Annotated in this window: 14 protein-coding genes; 3 read left to right on the top strand and 11 right to left on the bottom strand. The window is 41.2% G+C overall.

Annotation, left to right across the window (positions count from 1 at the left end):
- Nucleotides 1-10: 10 nt before the first annotated feature.
- The 9 genes from ychF to Q0C76_RS02215 form a co-directional block, all read right to left on the bottom strand.
- Entirely contained in the window at nt 11-1,108 is a 1,098-nt protein-coding gene (gene ychF, locus Q0C76_RS02255; protein WP_295729191.1) for a redox-regulated ATPase YchF, read from the bottom strand.
- 20 nt (nt 1,109-1,128) lie between these two features.
- Nucleotides 1,129-1,326 carry a DUF951 domain-containing protein gene (locus Q0C76_RS02250; RefSeq protein ID WP_295729189.1) on the bottom strand — a complete coding sequence of 66 codons (198 nt, stop codon included), beginning with the start codon at nt 1,324-1,326 and terminating at the stop codon, nt 1,129-1,131.
- A 17-nt stretch (nt 1,327-1,343) separates the two neighbouring features.
- Nucleotides 1,344-2,237 carry a ParB/RepB/Spo0J family partition protein gene (locus tag Q0C76_RS02245; RefSeq protein WP_295729187.1) on the bottom strand — a complete coding sequence of 298 codons (894 nt, stop codon included), beginning with the start codon at nt 2,235-2,237 and terminating at the stop codon, nt 1,344-1,346.
- Nucleotides 2,224-2,994 (bottom strand): ParA family protein, encoded by a 771-nt coding sequence (locus Q0C76_RS02240; RefSeq protein ID WP_295729183.1) that lies wholly within the window; start codon nt 2,992-2,994, stop codon nt 2,224-2,226. The genes Q0C76_RS02245 and Q0C76_RS02240 overlap by 14 nt, the downstream gene beginning before the upstream one ends.
- Nucleotides 2,995-3,011: 17 nt before the next feature.
- Nucleotides 3,012-3,929 carry a nucleoid occlusion protein gene (locus Q0C76_RS02235; RefSeq protein ID WP_295729180.1) on the bottom strand — a complete coding sequence of 306 codons (918 nt, stop codon included), beginning with the start codon at nt 3,927-3,929 and terminating at the stop codon, nt 3,012-3,014.
- Nucleotides 3,930-3,954: 25 nt separating this feature from the next.
- Complete coding sequence (rsmG, locus tag Q0C76_RS02230; protein ID WP_295729177.1) at nt 3,955-4,683, bottom strand: 16S rRNA (guanine(527)-N(7))-methyltransferase RsmG; 729 nt, start codon at nt 4,681-4,683, stop codon at nt 3,955-3,957.
- 102 nt (nt 4,684-4,785) lie between these two features.
- Nucleotides 4,786-5,706: a ribonucleoside hydrolase RihC gene (gene rihC, locus Q0C76_RS02225; RefSeq protein ID WP_295729174.1), complete on the bottom strand. Its 921-nt coding sequence runs from the start codon at nt 5,704-5,706 to the stop codon at nt 4,786-4,788.
- A 77-nt stretch (nt 5,707-5,783) separates the two neighbouring features.
- Nucleotides 5,784-6,983: a NupC/NupG family nucleoside CNT transporter gene (locus tag Q0C76_RS02220; protein ID WP_295729171.1), complete on the bottom strand. Its 1,200-nt coding sequence runs from the start codon at nt 6,981-6,983 to the stop codon at nt 5,784-5,786.
- A 502-nt stretch (nt 6,984-7,485) separates the two neighbouring features.
- Nucleotides 7,486-8,850 (bottom strand): amino acid permease, encoded by a 1,365-nt coding sequence (locus tag Q0C76_RS02215; RefSeq protein WP_295729168.1) that lies wholly within the window; start codon nt 8,848-8,850, stop codon nt 7,486-7,488.
- 578 nt (nt 8,851-9,428) lie between these two features.
- Between Q0C76_RS02215 and tyrS the strand changes: the two genes are divergently transcribed.
- A complete protein-coding gene (tyrS, locus tag Q0C76_RS02210; protein WP_295729165.1) occupies nt 9,429-10,682 on the top strand; it encodes a tyrosine--tRNA ligase in 1,254 nt (417 codons plus the stop codon).
- A gap of 268 nt (nt 10,683-10,950) precedes the next feature.
- Nucleotides 10,951-11,967, top strand: a complete 1,017-nt coding sequence (gene trpS / locus Q0C76_RS02205; protein WP_295729162.1) for a tryptophan--tRNA ligase — start codon at nt 10,951-10,953, stop codon at nt 11,965-11,967.
- A 153-nt stretch (nt 11,968-12,120) separates the two neighbouring features.
- On the opposite strand, the gene gltX is transcribed toward trpS, so the two are convergent.
- Both gltX and Q0C76_RS02195 read right to left on the bottom strand, forming a co-directional pair.
- Complete coding sequence (gltX, locus tag Q0C76_RS02200; protein WP_295729159.1) at nt 12,121-13,629, bottom strand: glutamate--tRNA ligase; 1,509 nt, start codon at nt 13,627-13,629, stop codon at nt 12,121-12,123.
- Nucleotides 13,630-13,770: 141 nt separating this feature from the next.
- Complete coding sequence (locus Q0C76_RS02195; protein ID WP_295729156.1) at nt 13,771-15,141, bottom strand: glutamate decarboxylase; 1,371 nt, start codon at nt 15,139-15,141, stop codon at nt 13,771-13,773.
- A gap of 292 nt (nt 15,142-15,433) precedes the next feature.
- On the opposite strand from Q0C76_RS02195, the gene gadC reads away from it, so the two are divergent.
- On the top strand, nt 15,434-16,903 hold the full coding sequence (gadC, locus tag Q0C76_RS02190; protein ID WP_295729153.1) for a glutamate:gamma-aminobutyrate antiporter: 1,470 nt from the start codon (nt 15,434-15,436) through the stop codon (nt 16,901-16,903).
- The last annotated feature ends 75 nt before the right edge of the window (nt 16,904-16,978 follow it).

The following is a 16,978-nucleotide window of genomic DNA, read 5'->3' as shown; positions in this document are numbered from 1 at the left end:
CTCGTCCAGATTAAACATTGAAGCGGAATTCAACAATGTCGCCATCTTGCATGACGTAATCTTTACCTTCCAGACGCAACTTACCTGCTTCCTTAACCTTAGCTGCAGATCCTAATTCGTCTAAATCAGTAAAGCTCATTACTTCAGCCCGAATAAAGCCACGTTCAAAGTCTGAGTGAATAATTCCCGCTGCTTGAGGTGCTTTGGTTCCCTTACGATAAGTCCAGGCACGTGTTTCTGGTCCACCCGCAGTAAAGAACGTTTCCAAGCCGAGTAATTTGTAAGCTGCCCGAATCAACCGATTCAACCCAGGTTCCTTAACGCCTTCCATTTCAAGGAAGTCTGCTTTTTCATCATCGTCCATTTCTGCGATGGATTCTTCGGCAGCCGCAGCTACCCCGATAACTTCACCTTCGCCGGCCACATGCTGCTTAATGGCATCCATATACTTATTACTGTCTGGATCTGCCATATCTTCTTCAGCAATATTTGCTACGTAAAGTACTGGCTTGGTTGTTAACAAGAAAAGTCCCTTAACAATTTTCTGTTCTTCATCTGAAAAATCAATTGTCCGCGCGCTCTTTCCATCTTCAAGCACTGGCTTAATCTTGTTCAAGACCGCTAATTCAGCTAACGCATCTTTATCGCGACCCTTTGCTGCCCGTTGGACTTTACTTAATCGATTGTTAACAGATTCGAGATCAGCCATTATTAATTCAAGGTTAATTGTGTCGATGTCTTCAATTGGGTCAACCTTACCAGTGACACTCGTAATATCATTATCATCAAATGCCCGCACCACATGCACAATGGCATCGGTTTGCCGAATGTTTTCTAGGAACTTGTTACCAAGTCCCTCCCCCTTAGAAGCACCCTTTACAATGCCGGCAATATCCGTAAATTCAAAGGTCGTAGGCACAATCTTTTTAGCCGGGATGAGCTCATTAATCCGATCTAGCCGTGGATCCGGAACCTCAACCATTCCGACATTCGGATCGATAGTTGCAAACGGATAATTGGCCATTTCCGCACCGGCCTTAGTAATAGCGTTAAACAGCGTCGATTTACCAACATTCGGTAATCCAACAATTCCTGCAGTTAATGACATTTTCTTTTCACGTTCCTTTTTTAGTTTTCTTGGTTTGCTTTTTCGAGAACCTTTTTCATTCGTTTATCAAAATTATAACGACTCATCATCACAATGTGACCACAGCCAGTGCATTGAATTTTAATGTCCGCACCAACTCGAATAATCTGCCAACGGTTGGTACCACACGGGTGTTGCTTTTTCATCATGACGATATCGTTAAGTGCGTAATCTGCCATTTTAATCACTCCTAATCTTAATCAAATGATACCCCGAGCAACTCTAAAATCCGGGTCAAATCATCAGCTGAAGTATATGGAATTTCAATTTTTCCAGTATTTTTCTTGGTAGCTGGGGCGACCGCAACTTTTGTACCAAATTTACTTTGTAACTCATTTTCGGCTTCACGTAAGTAAGGCGACTTACGCCGTTGTGACTTTTTGGACTGATTTTTCTGCTGATGATGACCATTCATTGAAGTAACCAAGTCTTCCAGCTGACGCACGGTTAACTTATTAGCAATGGCTTTTTGGGCAACTTGTGCGACCTTTTGTCGATCCCTTAACCCTAACAAGGTTCTAGCCTGTCCCATTGAAAGTTCACCAGCTTGCAGTGACTTTTTGACACTCTCTGGGAGCCCCAACAAACGTAAATAATTAGCAATGTATGGACGACTCTTGCCTAACCTTGTGGCAACTTGCGCTTGCGTCAACGTTAATTTATCCATCAACGTTTGATATGCCTGAGCCTCTTCAAGTGGCGTTAAATCTTCTCGCTGAAGGTTTTCTAAAACCGCAACTTCCATCATCCGTTCATCATCAAAATCACGCACAATTGCTGGGATGGTTGTTTGGTGAGCAATTTTTGAGGCACGATAACGTCGCTCACCAGCAATAATCTCATATCGTTTAATTTGTGGATCAGGTTGTCGCACAATGATCGGTTGGAAAACTCCCGATTCATGAATTGATTTAGCAAGTTCTTTTAATGCCTTTTGATCAAAAATGCGCCGCGGTTGATATGGATTCGGGCGAATCGCCGTTAGTTCAATTTCAACAATGTTTTCGCCTGTCTGGGCCTCTTCTAAATTATTTTCTTCAAAGAGGGCTTCAATCCCACGACCGAGACCCATTTTTTTACTTTTCGCCATGAGCAGCCAACACTTCCTTTGCTAATTCTTGATAGACTTTGGCTCCCGTTGACCGTTTATCATAGTCAATAATCGCCAATCCGTGGCTCGGTGCTTCAGACAAGCGCACATTCCGTGGGATGACAGTCTGATAAACTTGCGAACCAAAGAACTTCTTCACTTCTGCGTTTACTTCTTGCCCCAAGTTAGTCCGTTTATCAAACATCGTTAATAGAACCCCTTCAATGCGCAGATCCTTATTAAAATGTTTTCGAACTAGTTGAATTGTATTCATTAACTGGCTCAATCCTTCCAGCGCGTAGTACTCACTCTGCACCGGAATCAAAATTGAATTGGCAGCAGTAAAGGCATTAATCGTTAAAAGGCCTAGCGAAGGCGGACAATCAATCAGGATATAATCATATTGGTCTTGAACATCCGCAAAGCCATCTTTTAAGCGCGTTTCTCGAGCCATCATTGAGGTCAACTCAACCTCCGCTCCGGATAATTCAATGGTGGTTGGGGCAATGTCCAAACCTTGGTGACTACTTGGTTGGATGACTTCACTGAGTGCCACGTCATTAATTAAAACATCATAAACACTTTGTGTGATTTCTTTCTTATCAATTCCGAGTCCGCTGGTGGCATTACCTTGTGGGTCGAGGTCAATTAGCAGCACCCGTTTGCCCGCATCTGCCAAACAAGCCCCCAAATTGACACTCGTCGTGGTTTTACCAACGCCACCTTTTTGATTTGCCAGTGCTATTACTGTCCCCATCGTGTCAGCCCCTTTCATTATTTTTGCTTTGGAATTTTAATCGTAATCTTATAAGCATTCTTTAAAGTTTGTTCTGATAATTCCGCGTCCAAACCACTGTCATTAATCATTTTTACGGATTCCTTAATTGTATTCATTGCAATCCGTGGATCACTGATCTTAATCTTCGGTGCTGACTCAGCTTTCTTAGTAGACTGATGTTTTCCTCGTTTCTTTGGTCGTTTAATTTTAACGTTTTCTTCGTTCGCCAACCGTTCCTTTTCCTTCTTAGCCTCTACTGCTGATGGTAGTGGCTTTCCTTCTAAACGGGCAACTTCATCTTCAGTTTGCCGAACATTTAATTTTTCGTTCACGATTCGCATTAGCATTTTCCGTTGCTGGTCATCATTAAGGTTCAGCAGTGCTCGTCCGTGACGTTCAGTAATTAAACCGTCAAGAATCGCATTTTGTACTGGAACAATCAGCTTTAAGAGGCGAAGCTTATTCGCAACCGCTGACTGGCTCTTCCCCATCCCCTTAGCTAACTTAGCCTGCGTAAGGTTGTTTAAATCCATCAGTTTTTCGTAAGCTTGAGCTTCTTCAACTGAGCTCAATTCAGAACGCTGGAGATTCTCGATTAATGCCAAGGAAGCCGTTTCGTGATCATTCATTTTTTCCACAATCGCCGGGGCCTTTTCCCAATTCAACAGCTTCATTGCTCGGTAGCGTCGCTCACCAGCAATAATTTCATACTTGGCAGGTTCATACTCACGCAAAATGATTGGTTGAAGTAACCCATGGGCATTAATCGTTTCGGCTAATTCTTGAATGCCTTTTTTATTAAAAACCTGGCGTGGTTGGTAGCGATTAGGTTCAATTTGGTCTAGTGGAATCTCTACAACTTCATTTTTTGTTTCATGATGATTTTTGCCAATGCCAAAAATTGAAAATGCCATACTGAATTCTCCCCCGTTTTAATTATTACAATGGTTTTTTCGCTGGTAACCCCGCACGGCGTGGATACTTTTGCGGAGTGGCCGTCAGTTTATCGATAATTACTAAATTCCGTTCCTCAGGTTCTGGTGCTGTTGGTAACTCTAGCGAATAAACCGTCCGTTCTTGGCCACCTAATTTTTTAATTGCTTGGCTTGCTGCTAATAATTCATCTTCTGCAGCCTGGGCTTTATACGCAAGAAAAATTCCGCCTACTTTAACCGCTGGCAAACAAAGTTCACTTAGGACAGTTAATCGCGCAACTGCACGGGCCGTAACGACATCGTAGGCTTCACGATTGTTACTGCCCCGTTTGCTGAAATCTTCTGCTCTGGAGTGAACTAACTTGACATCGTTCAACCCTAAACGTTCGACTAACTCTGCTAAAAAATTAATCCGCTTGTTAAGTGAATCCACAATGGTTACTTTTAATTGGGGAAACGCAATTTTTAAAGGTAATGATGGAAAACCGGCACCAGCGCCAATATCACATAATCGCAATGGTGCGGTTTGTAATTCGGTAAAAGCAAAACTACCTGTAATAGAGTCATAGAAGTGTTTTAAATAGACTTCCTCCTCATCAGTAATTCGGGTTAAGTTCACGACTCGATTAGTGGCCACTAAATCCTGATAATACTGCGCAAATTGATTCATTTGATGATTAGTCAACTGAATTCCCTGTTTAGCTAACGCTTGACGAAATTCTTCTGGAGTCATTCTACCGTCCTTTCCGTGAAACACAAATTGTTTCACGTTACCTTTTTACTTTACCTTAAAAAAGCCCCCGTTTCAAGCAATCACGGGAGCTAATTCACTACTTTATTTCATCCTTGCCACTTGGTCTAAGAACCACTGGTTGAAGAACTGGGCATCAATATCGACACAAGCCTTGGCATTGGTCTTGCCATGATGGTAAGCACCACGAATATCACCAACCGTAGCACCGATCGCCGATCCACTCGTCTGGACATCAATCCAAAGGTCTTTAGTGGTAAAGGCTTCGGGGTGTAAAAGATAGAAAATCGTATTAACATCATGCATTGGTCGTCCTTGATTACCACCACTAACATCGTTGTAATGACTGATCAAACCAAACAACATTTTTCCAGTTTCGTTCATATTTTTGAGCTTGTTCAAGCTATTATCAGTTAATAGTGCTTTCAGGGTCACGTCAAGGCCAACCATCACAATTGGAATCCCTGAATTGTACATGATTCGTGCAGCATCCGGGTCAGTAAAGACATTAAATTCAGCCACGCTCGTCATGTTACCCCCGGAAAGCGAGCCACCCATTGCCACAATCCGTTTAATATGACTCTTCACTTCGGGATATTCTTTCAAAAGCAAAGCAATATTAGTATAAGAACCGGTCGGCACTAAGGTAATCTCATCTTCAGCCATGATCGTATCTCGTAATGCTTGAACCGCGGACTCAGCAATCGGCTGACCATAGTCATCACCAAAGTCATAGCCTTCCATTCCAGATTCCCCGTGAATCCGAGCTGCATCTTCAAATGGCTTAATTAACGGTTCAGCTGCCCCGGCCGCTACTGGAATTTGATCATTTTTCCCAAAGAAGTGAATAATCTTGAGGGCATTTGCAGTCGTCTTATCAACTTTTACATTACCAGCAACTGCAGTTACCAGTTTTAGATCAATTTCTGGGTTATTAATCGCCATCGTTAATGCGGCAGCATCGTCAATTCCTGGATCCGTATCCATAATAATTTTGTTGGTCATAATCTTCCTCCATTTTTAATTCCAATGTAACAAAAGGAGACTGTCGTTCCCGCCAGCCCCCTGTTTTGAATATTTAATTACCAAACAAATAAACCAACCATCGCTGCCGATAGTAATGATACTAAAATTCCTGAGAGAACTAAGTAACCAATGTTTCGCGCGATATAGTTGTTAGTGTCTTTATCAACTAATCCCTTAAAGGCCCCAATAATCATTCCTAAGGTCCCAAAGTTGGCAAAGGACGTTACAAAAGTCGTCAAAACCGCCTGGAAGTGTGGGTCGAAATGCGCAATTTTATTTGTCATGCTTCCCATAACCACAAATTCGTTAGTGATTAACTTCATTCCCATATTTTGAGAAAGAATCCAAGCATCGTGAATGTTCAATCCCATTAACCATGAGAATGGGAACATAATTACACCAAGGATGCTTTCCAATGACAGTGGTTTCCAGAACAGTCCTAGAATCTTATCAATCAAGGCTGCCAATGCAACAAATGCTACGACGTTAGCAATGATAATTAAGATCAGTTTACCAGCACCCAGAATTGAATCACCTAAGAAGCTAAAGAAAGGTTCCTTCTTGGCATTCGTGTCATTAACCGTCACAATTGTGTCATCAGCTGGTTCAACCTTGACTGGGTTCATCAAACTCGTGGCAATCAATGAATTAATAATGTTGATCGGAATAGCTGTTAGAATATAACGCCCTGGCATCATTTCAACATAAGCACCAACCATGGCGGCCGTGATACAAGACATGGACATCATGGCAATGGTTAAGTTTCGTGCCTTGGACATTTTACGTAATTGAAGTTCGGAAACGGCTAACACTTCAGTATTCCCTAAAAACATCATTTCAACCGCAAAGAATGATTCAAACTTTGGCTGACCCGTAATAAATGATAAGCCCCGACCAATCCATTTAATCACCCATGGTAAGAAGCCAATGTAGGTCAAAATATCAAACATTGGAACAACCATAAGGATTGGCATCAGCGCGGAACAAATAAAGTTCAAGTTCTTGGCATTATACCAAGAACCAAGTGCAAAGGTGGTTCCCTTTGCAGAAGCGTCTACCAACCAGACAAAGCCATCTGCCGCCGCTTGAACACCGCGACGACCAACTGGCGAACCAATTAAGAAGGCCGCAAGAATGATATTAATTACTACCATGATGGTAACGGCTTTCCAGTTGATATTTTTCTTGTCTTTGGAAAAAATGAACCCAATGAACAGGAAAATTAATAGCCCAACGATATTAATCGCAAGATACATTATGCCAACACCTTTCTGTATAGAAATAGAATAATTGCAAACCAAGCCTCATTACATAAATTATGCATTTAGCTATGTAACAAATATACCTGAGGTTTAATGCGGTGTAAAGCGGTTTTCATTACCAACAGAAGATATTCAATATTTATGTATAAATGTCAAAAGTATAACGTTTTACATGAGTGAAAACTAAAAAGAGCCAAGTGTTCTACTTGACTCTCTTAAAGGAAAGACTATCTGCCGTTGCGTAATTGTTTGTTCTAACTTTAAACCATATTTCAATTAAGTAACTTAAATTATTGTTCCGTCAGGTCTCACGATCCTAAATAATTTGACAACTAGTCTTTTGACCTTATTTGTTGATGTGATGTGGGGGTAAGTGTTGTTATTCCTGTTATTGACAGGTTGTTATCAGGCAACGGTGCTGATCTTTCCACACCTTTATTATAATTCTCCACGATCAAAATGGCAACTAAATCCCGCTATGAAGCAAATGAAAACGCTATTTTAAATTTCGGCTGCATCGACGTTCAACAACCGTGTAACCAATGAATAAGCAGATGAAAAACAGTACTGAAACGAACAATGCCGGTCGAGTTGCTGGGATAAACAGTAAAATAATTAAAACTGCCACAAAGAAAATGATCGTTAACCAATCTGTTAATGGGAATCCCGGCATTGTAAACCCTGGAACACCTTTCGGATGCGCTTGGCGATACTTAATGTGACACCACAAAATAAAGAGCCATACAAAAATGAAGTTAATGGTTGAAACTCCAGAAACTAACTCAAAGATTCCTGCTGGCATCACATAGTTTAAAATAACGACCACAAACAAAATTAGTGAGGAGAATTGCAAAGCTTGATTGGGAACGGCCTTGGCACTTAACTTTTGGAAACGGTGCGGTGCATTGCCACCAACTGATAATGAATATAGCGATCGACTGGTTGAGAAAATCGCACTGTTGGTCGCAGACATTGCAGCCGTTAATACCACGAAGTTTAGAATTGCTGCCGCCCCTGTGACCCCAATTCCTGCAAACACCTGAACAAATGGGCTCGAACTAGTTTTAATATCTGTCCACGGATACACCGACATAATCGCTAACATTGAACCAATATAAAAGAGTCCAATCCGTACCGGCAATGTGTTAATCGCCTTTGGAATATCAGTTTGCGGATTTTTGGTTTCCCCGGCAGTGAGCCCTACCATTTCAATCCCCACAAAGGCAAATACGACCATTTGAAAAGACATTAGAAAACCAACCGTCCCTTTCGGGAAGAAGCCACCATGGCTAATTAAGTTCATTAAGCTGGCATGGCCAGTCTTAGTGGGGGTCCTCATAATAACCATCACTAACCCAACAACAATTAAAGCAACAATTGCAAGAACCTTAATTGTCGAGAACCACGTTTCCAGTTCACCGAACAATCCAACATTCACCATATTAACCAGCATTAACAGGATGATAATTACTAGCGGACCAATCCACTGTGGTAAATTAGGGAACCAATACTTGAGATAGATCCCCGTCGCTGTCAAGTCAGCCATTGCTAAGCTTAGCCAGCAGGACCAGTACGTCCAACCAGCAATGAACTCCATCCGGTCCCCAAGATACTCCTTCACAGAGTCAATAAATGAATGCTTACTTGGGTCTGCTAGAAGCAATTCTCCTAACGCCCGCATCATGAAAAAACAAAAAATTCCGACGATCAAGTAGGTTAAAATAATTGAAGGCCCCGCCGCCTTGATGGCACTCCCTGACCCTAAAAATAGTCCGGTCCCAATTGCCCCACCAATTGCTATCATTGTGATATGACGACTCTTTAATGAGCGTGATAATTTTTGTTCTTGCTGTTCATCCATTGCTGTCGCTCCTTTCTGAAATCAAAAACGCCCCCGGTACTTCTCATACCAGGGACGTTGATCAACGCGGTTCCACCCATCTTTATAAGTCAAATTGACTTACCTCTTGGTCCATAATGGAACCACCCATTTCACGCGTGAATTAATGCCATTCACGGCAACTAAGTTTCAGCCCTGCTTAGTCTCTCTGTTAGCCGTTTTGATTAAAAGTTAATGATAATTATAATGAATTCCCATAATCTGTCAACACTTTGCCGAACATTAAATCGGTTTCAAACAAAAAAATTCGATTTTTTATCCTTGACTTTTTATCTAAATCATTGTTTAATGCAATCAACGGTTGATTACAGCCTCAGTAGCGATTTACTCACTGGCACAGAGAGTTAGCGGTGATGTGTAAGCTAGCGCATAGTAAATCGATGAATTACAGCTGATCGATTAATCACCAACTTTTGAATAATGCTAATTAAGGTACGTAACGTACGAAAATGGGTGGTACCACGGTTCACTTCGTCCCAAGACTTGAGTGTCTTGGGACGTTTTTATTTTCCACGTTGCTATTCTGGAGGGATCAAGATATGAATATTGTTGATGAATTAAAATGGCGCGGCGCCGTTAATCAAGTTACTGATGAAGAAGGATTACGTAAATTAACCAGCGAAAAGAAGATTAGTCTGTACTGTGGGACTGACCCGACGGGAGATAGTTTACACATTGGTCATCTAATTCCATTTATGATGTTAAAACGATTCCAACTAGCTGGCCACCACCCAGTCATCATTATTGGCGGCGGTACCGGTGCCATTGGTGATCCATCCGGAAGAAAAACTGAACGGACCTTGCAAACCGAATCCCAATTGGAACACAATAAGCACGCTTTGACCGAACAAATGAAAAAGCTGTTTGGAACCGAAAACTTTACAATCGTTGATAACTACACTTGGCTCTCAAAAATTTCAATGATTGAATTCTTACGTGACTTCGGTAAATTATTCAACGTCAACACAATGTTGAATAAGGAAGTTGTCGCTAGTCGACTTGATAACGGGATTTCATTCACGGAATTTACTTACCAGATTCTCCAAGCAGTGGACTTCCTTCACCTTTACCGAAACAATGATGTCCAACTCCAAATTGGTGGTTCTGATCAATGGGGTAATATCACTTCAGGAATTGACCTAATTCATAAAATTGAAGGTCCAGAAACGAAAGTCTTTGGCCTAACAATTCCATTAATGCTCAAAGCCGACGGTACTAAGTTCGGTAAAACAGCTGGCGGCGCCGTCTGGCTGGATCCAAAAAAGACGTCACCATACGAATTCTACCAGTTCTGGCTGAACCAAGATGATCGTGACGTTGTTAAATACCTCAAGTACTTCACCTTCCTGAATCAAGATCAAATTAATGATCTTGCTGAAAAGGTTAAAAAAGAGCCTTGGAAGCGGGAAGCACAACGGACGTTAGCACGTGAAGTTACTACTTTCGTCCATGGTGAAGCTGCAACCAAACATGCTGAAGAAATTTCCCAATTACTATTCAAGGGTGACATTCAAGACTTAACCACTGAAGATATTGAACAGGCTTTCCAATCTGCTCCTTCTGTTGACATCTCTGCAAGGGCGGATAATATTGTCAACTGGTTGGTCGATACTGAAATCGAACCTTCTAAGCGCCAAGCACGTGAAGATGTTCAAAACGGGGCCATTACGGTTAATGGTAAAAAGGTGACGGACGTTGACGCGCAGATCAACCCTGCTGACCACTTTGATGGTAAATACGTTGTTATTCGACGTGGTAAGAAACATTACACACTCGCTAAGGTCACTAAATAAGGGTTGCAAGATTTTTTAAATCAGTTACAATTTAAGTAATTCAATGACGTGGTAATAGTAGCAAAACCACCAACAGAGATGACTGATATCCGCTGAGAGAAGTCAATGGTAATGCGAAGTGGAGCCGCCAGAAGTTATTTTCATACTGAATGAGTGATGTGCGTAGTTCGCACATAAGATAGGTGGCACCGCGGTCAATCGTCCTATTTTCCAAATGGAAAATGGGGCGATTTTCTTTTACCCGGAAATTTAGAAAGGATTGATCATTATGACAGCAAAAAAGATAATTTTAACTGGTGACCGACCAACTGGTCACTTACACATCGGCCACTACGTTGGCTCCCTTCGCGAACGGGTTAAAATGCAAAACAGCGGTACATACGATCCGTATATCATGATCGCTGACCAACAGGCCTTAACTGATAATGCTCGTGACCCCGAAAAGATTCACAACAGCCTTATCCAGGTTGCGCTTGACTACTTAGCGGTTGGTCTAGATCCTGAAAAATCAACTATTTATGTCCAATCACAAATCCCGGCCTTGTCTGAGTTAAATATGTATTACTTGAACTTGGTAACAGTTTCCCGTTTGGAACGAAACCCCACTGTCAAAGCTGAAATCCAACAAAAAAACTTTAACCACTCAATTCCGGCTGGCTTCTTAACTTACCCCGTTAGTCAGGCGTGTGACATTACCGCCTTTAAAGCGGAACTCGTTCCAGTCGGCGATGATCAGGAACCAATGCTTGAACAAACTCGTGAAATTGTTCGAACCTTTAACTCAATTTATGGTGATGTCCTGGTCGAACCGCAAGGCGTCTTCCCGCCAAAGGGTCAAGGACGAATTCCGGGGTTAGATGGTAATGCAAAGATGAGTAAGTCCTTAGGTAACTGCATTTACCTCTCAGATGATGAAGACACACTACGGAAAAAAGTTATGTCAATGTACACCGACCCGAACCACATCCATGTGGAAGACCCAGGCCAAGTCGAAGGCAATATTGTTTTTACCTACCTTGACATCTTTGATGACGATAAGGAAAAGGTCCAAGAACTTAAGAACCACTACCGCGCTGGTGGCCTGGGCGATGTTAAGATTAAAAAATATCTCTTTGAAGTCCTCAATAAGGAACTGACACCAATTCGTGAACGGCGGTTGGAATTTGCTAAGGATATTCCGGCCGTTTATGACATGCTGAAGCATGGTTCTGAAAAAGCTAACCAAGTTGCTAACCAAACATTGCACGAAGTAAAGGAAGCCATGGGCTTAAACTATTTTGAATAAGGAATTTTGATATAAAAGACCGATCATCCGCGTGGGTGATCGGTCTTTTATATTCTTACTCGTGTTCATCTAATGCTGTAAATCGGTTAGCCAGACCAAACCAAAAAATGAGTTACCACCAAAATGGTAACCCACCTTTTCTTATTTAAGCAATTAGTTCAAAGAAGCAATTGCCTTATCAAGGAGTTTAACAGTAGTAGCTACTGGGTAAACTGCCATGATTTCATTGATTTGCGGAGCTGAACTCTTTCCAGTGAAGGCAATGTTCAATGGGAAGTAGAGCTTTTGTCCCTTGACGTTAACATCCTTACCAACCTTCTTAATGAGGTCGTTGTAGGCATCTGGTGTCGTGTCGTCAGGCAAGTCCTTAACTGCATCTTTAATGCCATTTAAGACAGCTAACGTTTCATCCTTGTCAAAGTTTGCAAAGTCATCGTATGAAAGGTCTTGGTCTAAGATGGTTGCATAGAACCAAGCGTAATTCATAATTTCGATTAACTTGTAAACATCACGTTGGTGAATATGAATAACCTTCTTCAGCAATGCCCGAAGATCATCATCACTCAACTTCAAGTCATTCAACTTATTAGCTTCTTCAGAATCATTTTCGTGAACTAAGGTCATGATCCGATCAGCTAATTCATCAACTGACATCTTCTTGATGTATTCAGCGTTCATCCAATCAAGCTTGTGTTGATCGAAGTAAGCAGGAGAATTGGACATCCGGTTTGGATCGTAAGCCTTAATCAATTCTTCCTTAGAATAAATTTCCTTTTCACCAACTGGTGACCAACCAAGGAAGGCAATGAAGTTGAAGATTGCTTCCTTGAGGTAACCATGACGGTGGTATTGACTAATAAATTGCAAGGTGTTCTTGTCACGCTTACTCAACTTCTTACCAGTAGCTGGGTTGAAGATCAGTGAAATGTGACAGAAGTGTGGGTGATCAACACCCAATGCTTCATAAACTGCAATTTGCTTTGGTGTATTGGCAATGTGGTCAGCACCACGAAGACAGTCGGTAATATCCATCAGCATATCATCAATCACAACGGCGAAGTTGTAAGTTGGCATCCCGTTGTTCTTTTCGATAACGAAGTCACCACCAAGGTTATCAGAATTAAATGAAATGTGACCTAAAGCCCAGTCATCCCATTCAAGGGTGTGATCCTTTGGCAAGTGCAGACGAACACTTGGCTTAATTCCCTTGGCCTTAGCAGCAGCAATTTCTTCATCGCTGGCGTCGTACCAATGGCCGTCGTAACGAGGAGTTTCTCCCTTAGCCTTTTGTTCTTCACGCATCTTTTGTAGTTCTTCTTCAGTGGTGTAATCGTAATAAGCCTTACCTTCATCCAAAAGTTTTTGAATGTACTTGTGGTAAATTCCTTCCTTATTACGTTCAGTTTGATGGTATGGGGCATACTTAGGATTTGGCTTATCTGGACCTTCATCCCAGTCAACACCCAACCAGTGCAAGTTCTCCATCTGGGACTCTTCACCGTGTGGCACGTTCCGTGCAATATCGGTATCTTCAATCCGAAGAACCATTGTTCCATTAAAGTGACGAGCAAACAGATAGTTAAAAAGTGCAGATTGTGCATTACCGATATGCAAGAAGCCTGTTGGACTTGGAGCATAACGTACTCTAACCTTTTTATCCATAGTAATATCCTCTCTCCATCAGAAATTAATCTTACAAAAAAGATGGAATCCTAGTGATTCCATCCCTAAGACTTATGACTATTTTAACATTGTGTAAGAAAAATTAAAAGTCATATTGTCAAGTTTATCTTAAACTGTTCACTATCTGTGATTTAAATAATCAAGCGCTTGTCCTAAATCAGCAATAAAGTCGTTGGCAATTGTCATATCCATTGCTGGTCGAACAACAATTCGTTGAATGATTTCGTCATCACGGTTCTTCGGTAATGGGTACGCAGGTACTTGCCAGCCAAACATCTTTAAGGCATCTTGAACATCATATAATGTCCAGTCTACATCAACGTCTTTCTTAAATTCCCAAGTAATAATTGGTAATTTAGAGCCATCAGTAATGACATTAAAGTATCCTGTATCGCTAATGGCCTGACTTAGTTTTTCCGATACCTTCCGAACATTTTCCATGCATGCACGGTATCCAGCCTTACCAAAGCGGATCAAGTTATAGTATTGACCAACAATATTGGCACCAGAACATGAGAAGTTAATTGCAATTGAATCAACTGTCTTCCCAAGATATTGAACTGAGAAGCGTAATTCCTTTGGCAGATAGTCGTAAGTATTCTTGCGCCATACTACCCAGCCAATCCCAGGATAGACCATTCCATATTTATGTCCTGAAACGTTAATTGAAGCAACATTCTTTAGGCGGAAATCCCATGGCTTGAAACCAGATACCCATGGCGCAAAGAATCCATTATAGGCTGAATCCACGTGAATCCGTAATGGTAAGTCTGGATGACTTTGATTATATTCAGAAACCCGTGCGTCTAAAGCCTGAACATCATCAATTTCTCCAGTATAAGTAATCCCGAAAATGGCAACAATCCCAATGGTGTTTTCATCGACAAGTTTCATTGCTTCATCGATATTGAGATTCAATTCATCGGAACCTTTCTTCAAAGGAACCTGACGCATTTCAACATTCCAATAGGTACAGAACTTTTGCCAAACAACTTGGTATCCTGAACCAATAATCAGGTTTGGACGGTGATGATCCAGATCATTAATGTTAATTCCAGCAGCTTTAGCACGGTGCTTCCAAGTAAACAGCATCCCTAAGCCACCAAGCATACATGCTTCAGATGAGCCCACAGTTGAAGTTCCAATAAAGTCTTTCGGGAACTTTTCATCTTCTGGAATTCCCCACATATGACCGATCATCGCGACACAACGATCGCACATTGCCGCCGTCTTAGGATATTCAGTCTTATCAATGGCGTTAGTGTTCATGGCTTCTTTCATTAATTCATCGGCTTCTGGTTCCATTTGGGTCGTACAGAAAGTCGTCAAATTTTGATCAGCCTTGGCTTCATTCAAACGAAAATGTTGAATCAATTGTTTAGCAACCGTTGGATTCATTGCATGTTCTGGCATGTCTTGTTCTGGTAAATCCTCACCTGCTTCACAACTACCTAACCAGTTTTGTTCTAGTGCTTGATCTTTTTCTGTCATTGATTTGTTCGGAATTGGTAGCTGGCTAATTCCTCAACCTCCCTTCAAAATAATGAAAGGTATACCTTTTTGGTTAAATCATGATTCATCATGAGTTTACCAAGGAGAAAATTAAGAACGCAAATAATAAGTATTCACTGATTATCACGATTTACTCAGTTTGTCTATTAGGAATTAGATTCGAATTAAATCACGTAATCTTTGTAAAATTATTTCGTCCTATTTATAATGTAATTGAATCATTACTTAAACAGTTTTGTAATGATTTAGTACTCTAGAAAGGAGAAGTATTATGAGCGCTCTGCAAAATAAAAGAACTCTGACCATGTGGGGGTTCTTTTCCATCACTGCGGCGATGGTTTTAACCGTTTATGAATATCCAACGTTTGCAACTTCCAAGCTGCACTTGGTATTCTTCCTGGTTCTTGGTGGAATCTTTTGGTTTATTCCTGTAGCTCTTTGTGCGGCTGAAATGGCGACCGTCAAAGGCTGGAACGATAACGGCGGTGGCGAATTTAGTTGGGTCAGCCACACGCTTGGCGAACGATATGGGTTTGCCGCTATTTTCTTCCAATGGTTCCAAATTACTGTTAACTTCTGTACAATGATTTACTTTATTTTGGGGGCCTTATCTTTCGTAGTAAGTTGGCCTGCACTTGCAAGCAACCCATGGGTAAAGTTCTTCGGCGTACTGATTATTTTCTGGCTAGTTACTTTCTCTCAACTTGGTGGGACTAAGTACACCCAGAAGATTGCTAAATTTGGTTTTATGATTGGGATTTTAATTCCATCAGCAATCCTATTTATTTTAGCAATTTGGTACCTTTGCACCGGTGGTAAATTACTCATTACATTTAGTTCACAAGCATTTATTCCAGATTTTACTAAAGTTACCACTTTGGTTGTCTTTGTATCATTTATCTTAGCCTACATGGGTGGTGAAGCTTCTGCTTCATACATCAATGAACTTAAGAATCCAAACCGGAATTACCCACTTGTTATGTTCATCCTAGTTATCTTAGCAATTTGTCTTGATACTTTCGGTGGCTTGACAGTTGCCGCGGTTATTCCAGATAAGGAACTTTCATTGAGTGCCGGAGTTGTCCAAGCATTTAACTACCTATTTGTTAACTTAAGTGGCGGTAAGCTTGGTTGGTTGACCCGGGTCGTTGGCCTGATGCTTGCCTGTGGTGTCATTGCCGAAATTAGTTCATGGGTTACCGGTCCTTCTCGGGCGATCTATGATACCGCTAAAGTCGGCATTATTCCAAAGTACTTCCAAAAAACTAACAAGCACAATATCCCAGTTCGTCTAATTATGGTTCAAGGAATCATTGTTTCAATCTGGGACGCTGTTTTAACCCTCGGCGGCGGTGGCGGTAATGTTTCATTCTTTGCTGCCATGGGCTTAACGGTTGTTATCTACTTAGTTGGTTACTTCTTATTCTTTATCGGTTATTTAGTTCTCGTCTTCAAGAAGCATGACCTTCCACGAACGTATAACGTTCCTGGTGGTAAAGTTGGCAAGACGATCATTGCAATTTGTGGTTTGTTAGTCACATTATTTGCATTTATCATTTCATTCTTCCCAACCACATCCTTACCGGCATCTTCAGCAGGAACCTACATGACCATTTTGATTTCTTGCTTTATTATTGTGGTAATTATTCCATTTGTAATCTTCCACCTAACTCGTAAGAATCATATTGCTCTGTCTGATATGTCGAATGGGCAAAATACTAATTCCACTAACACTAAGTAAATAAATATAAGTACTAATTTATTAAACATCTTTCTCCTACTTAAAAAGGAGCTCAGCGAAAAGCTGAGTTCCTTT

This window comes from uncultured Limosilactobacillus sp. (genome assembly GCF_934202705.1).
Classification (GTDB): Bacteria; Bacillota; Bacilli; order Lactobacillales; family Lactobacillaceae; genus Limosilactobacillus.
Note: the sequence above shows the minus strand (reverse complement) of the source record. Positions and strands in the feature narration are given on the sequence as shown.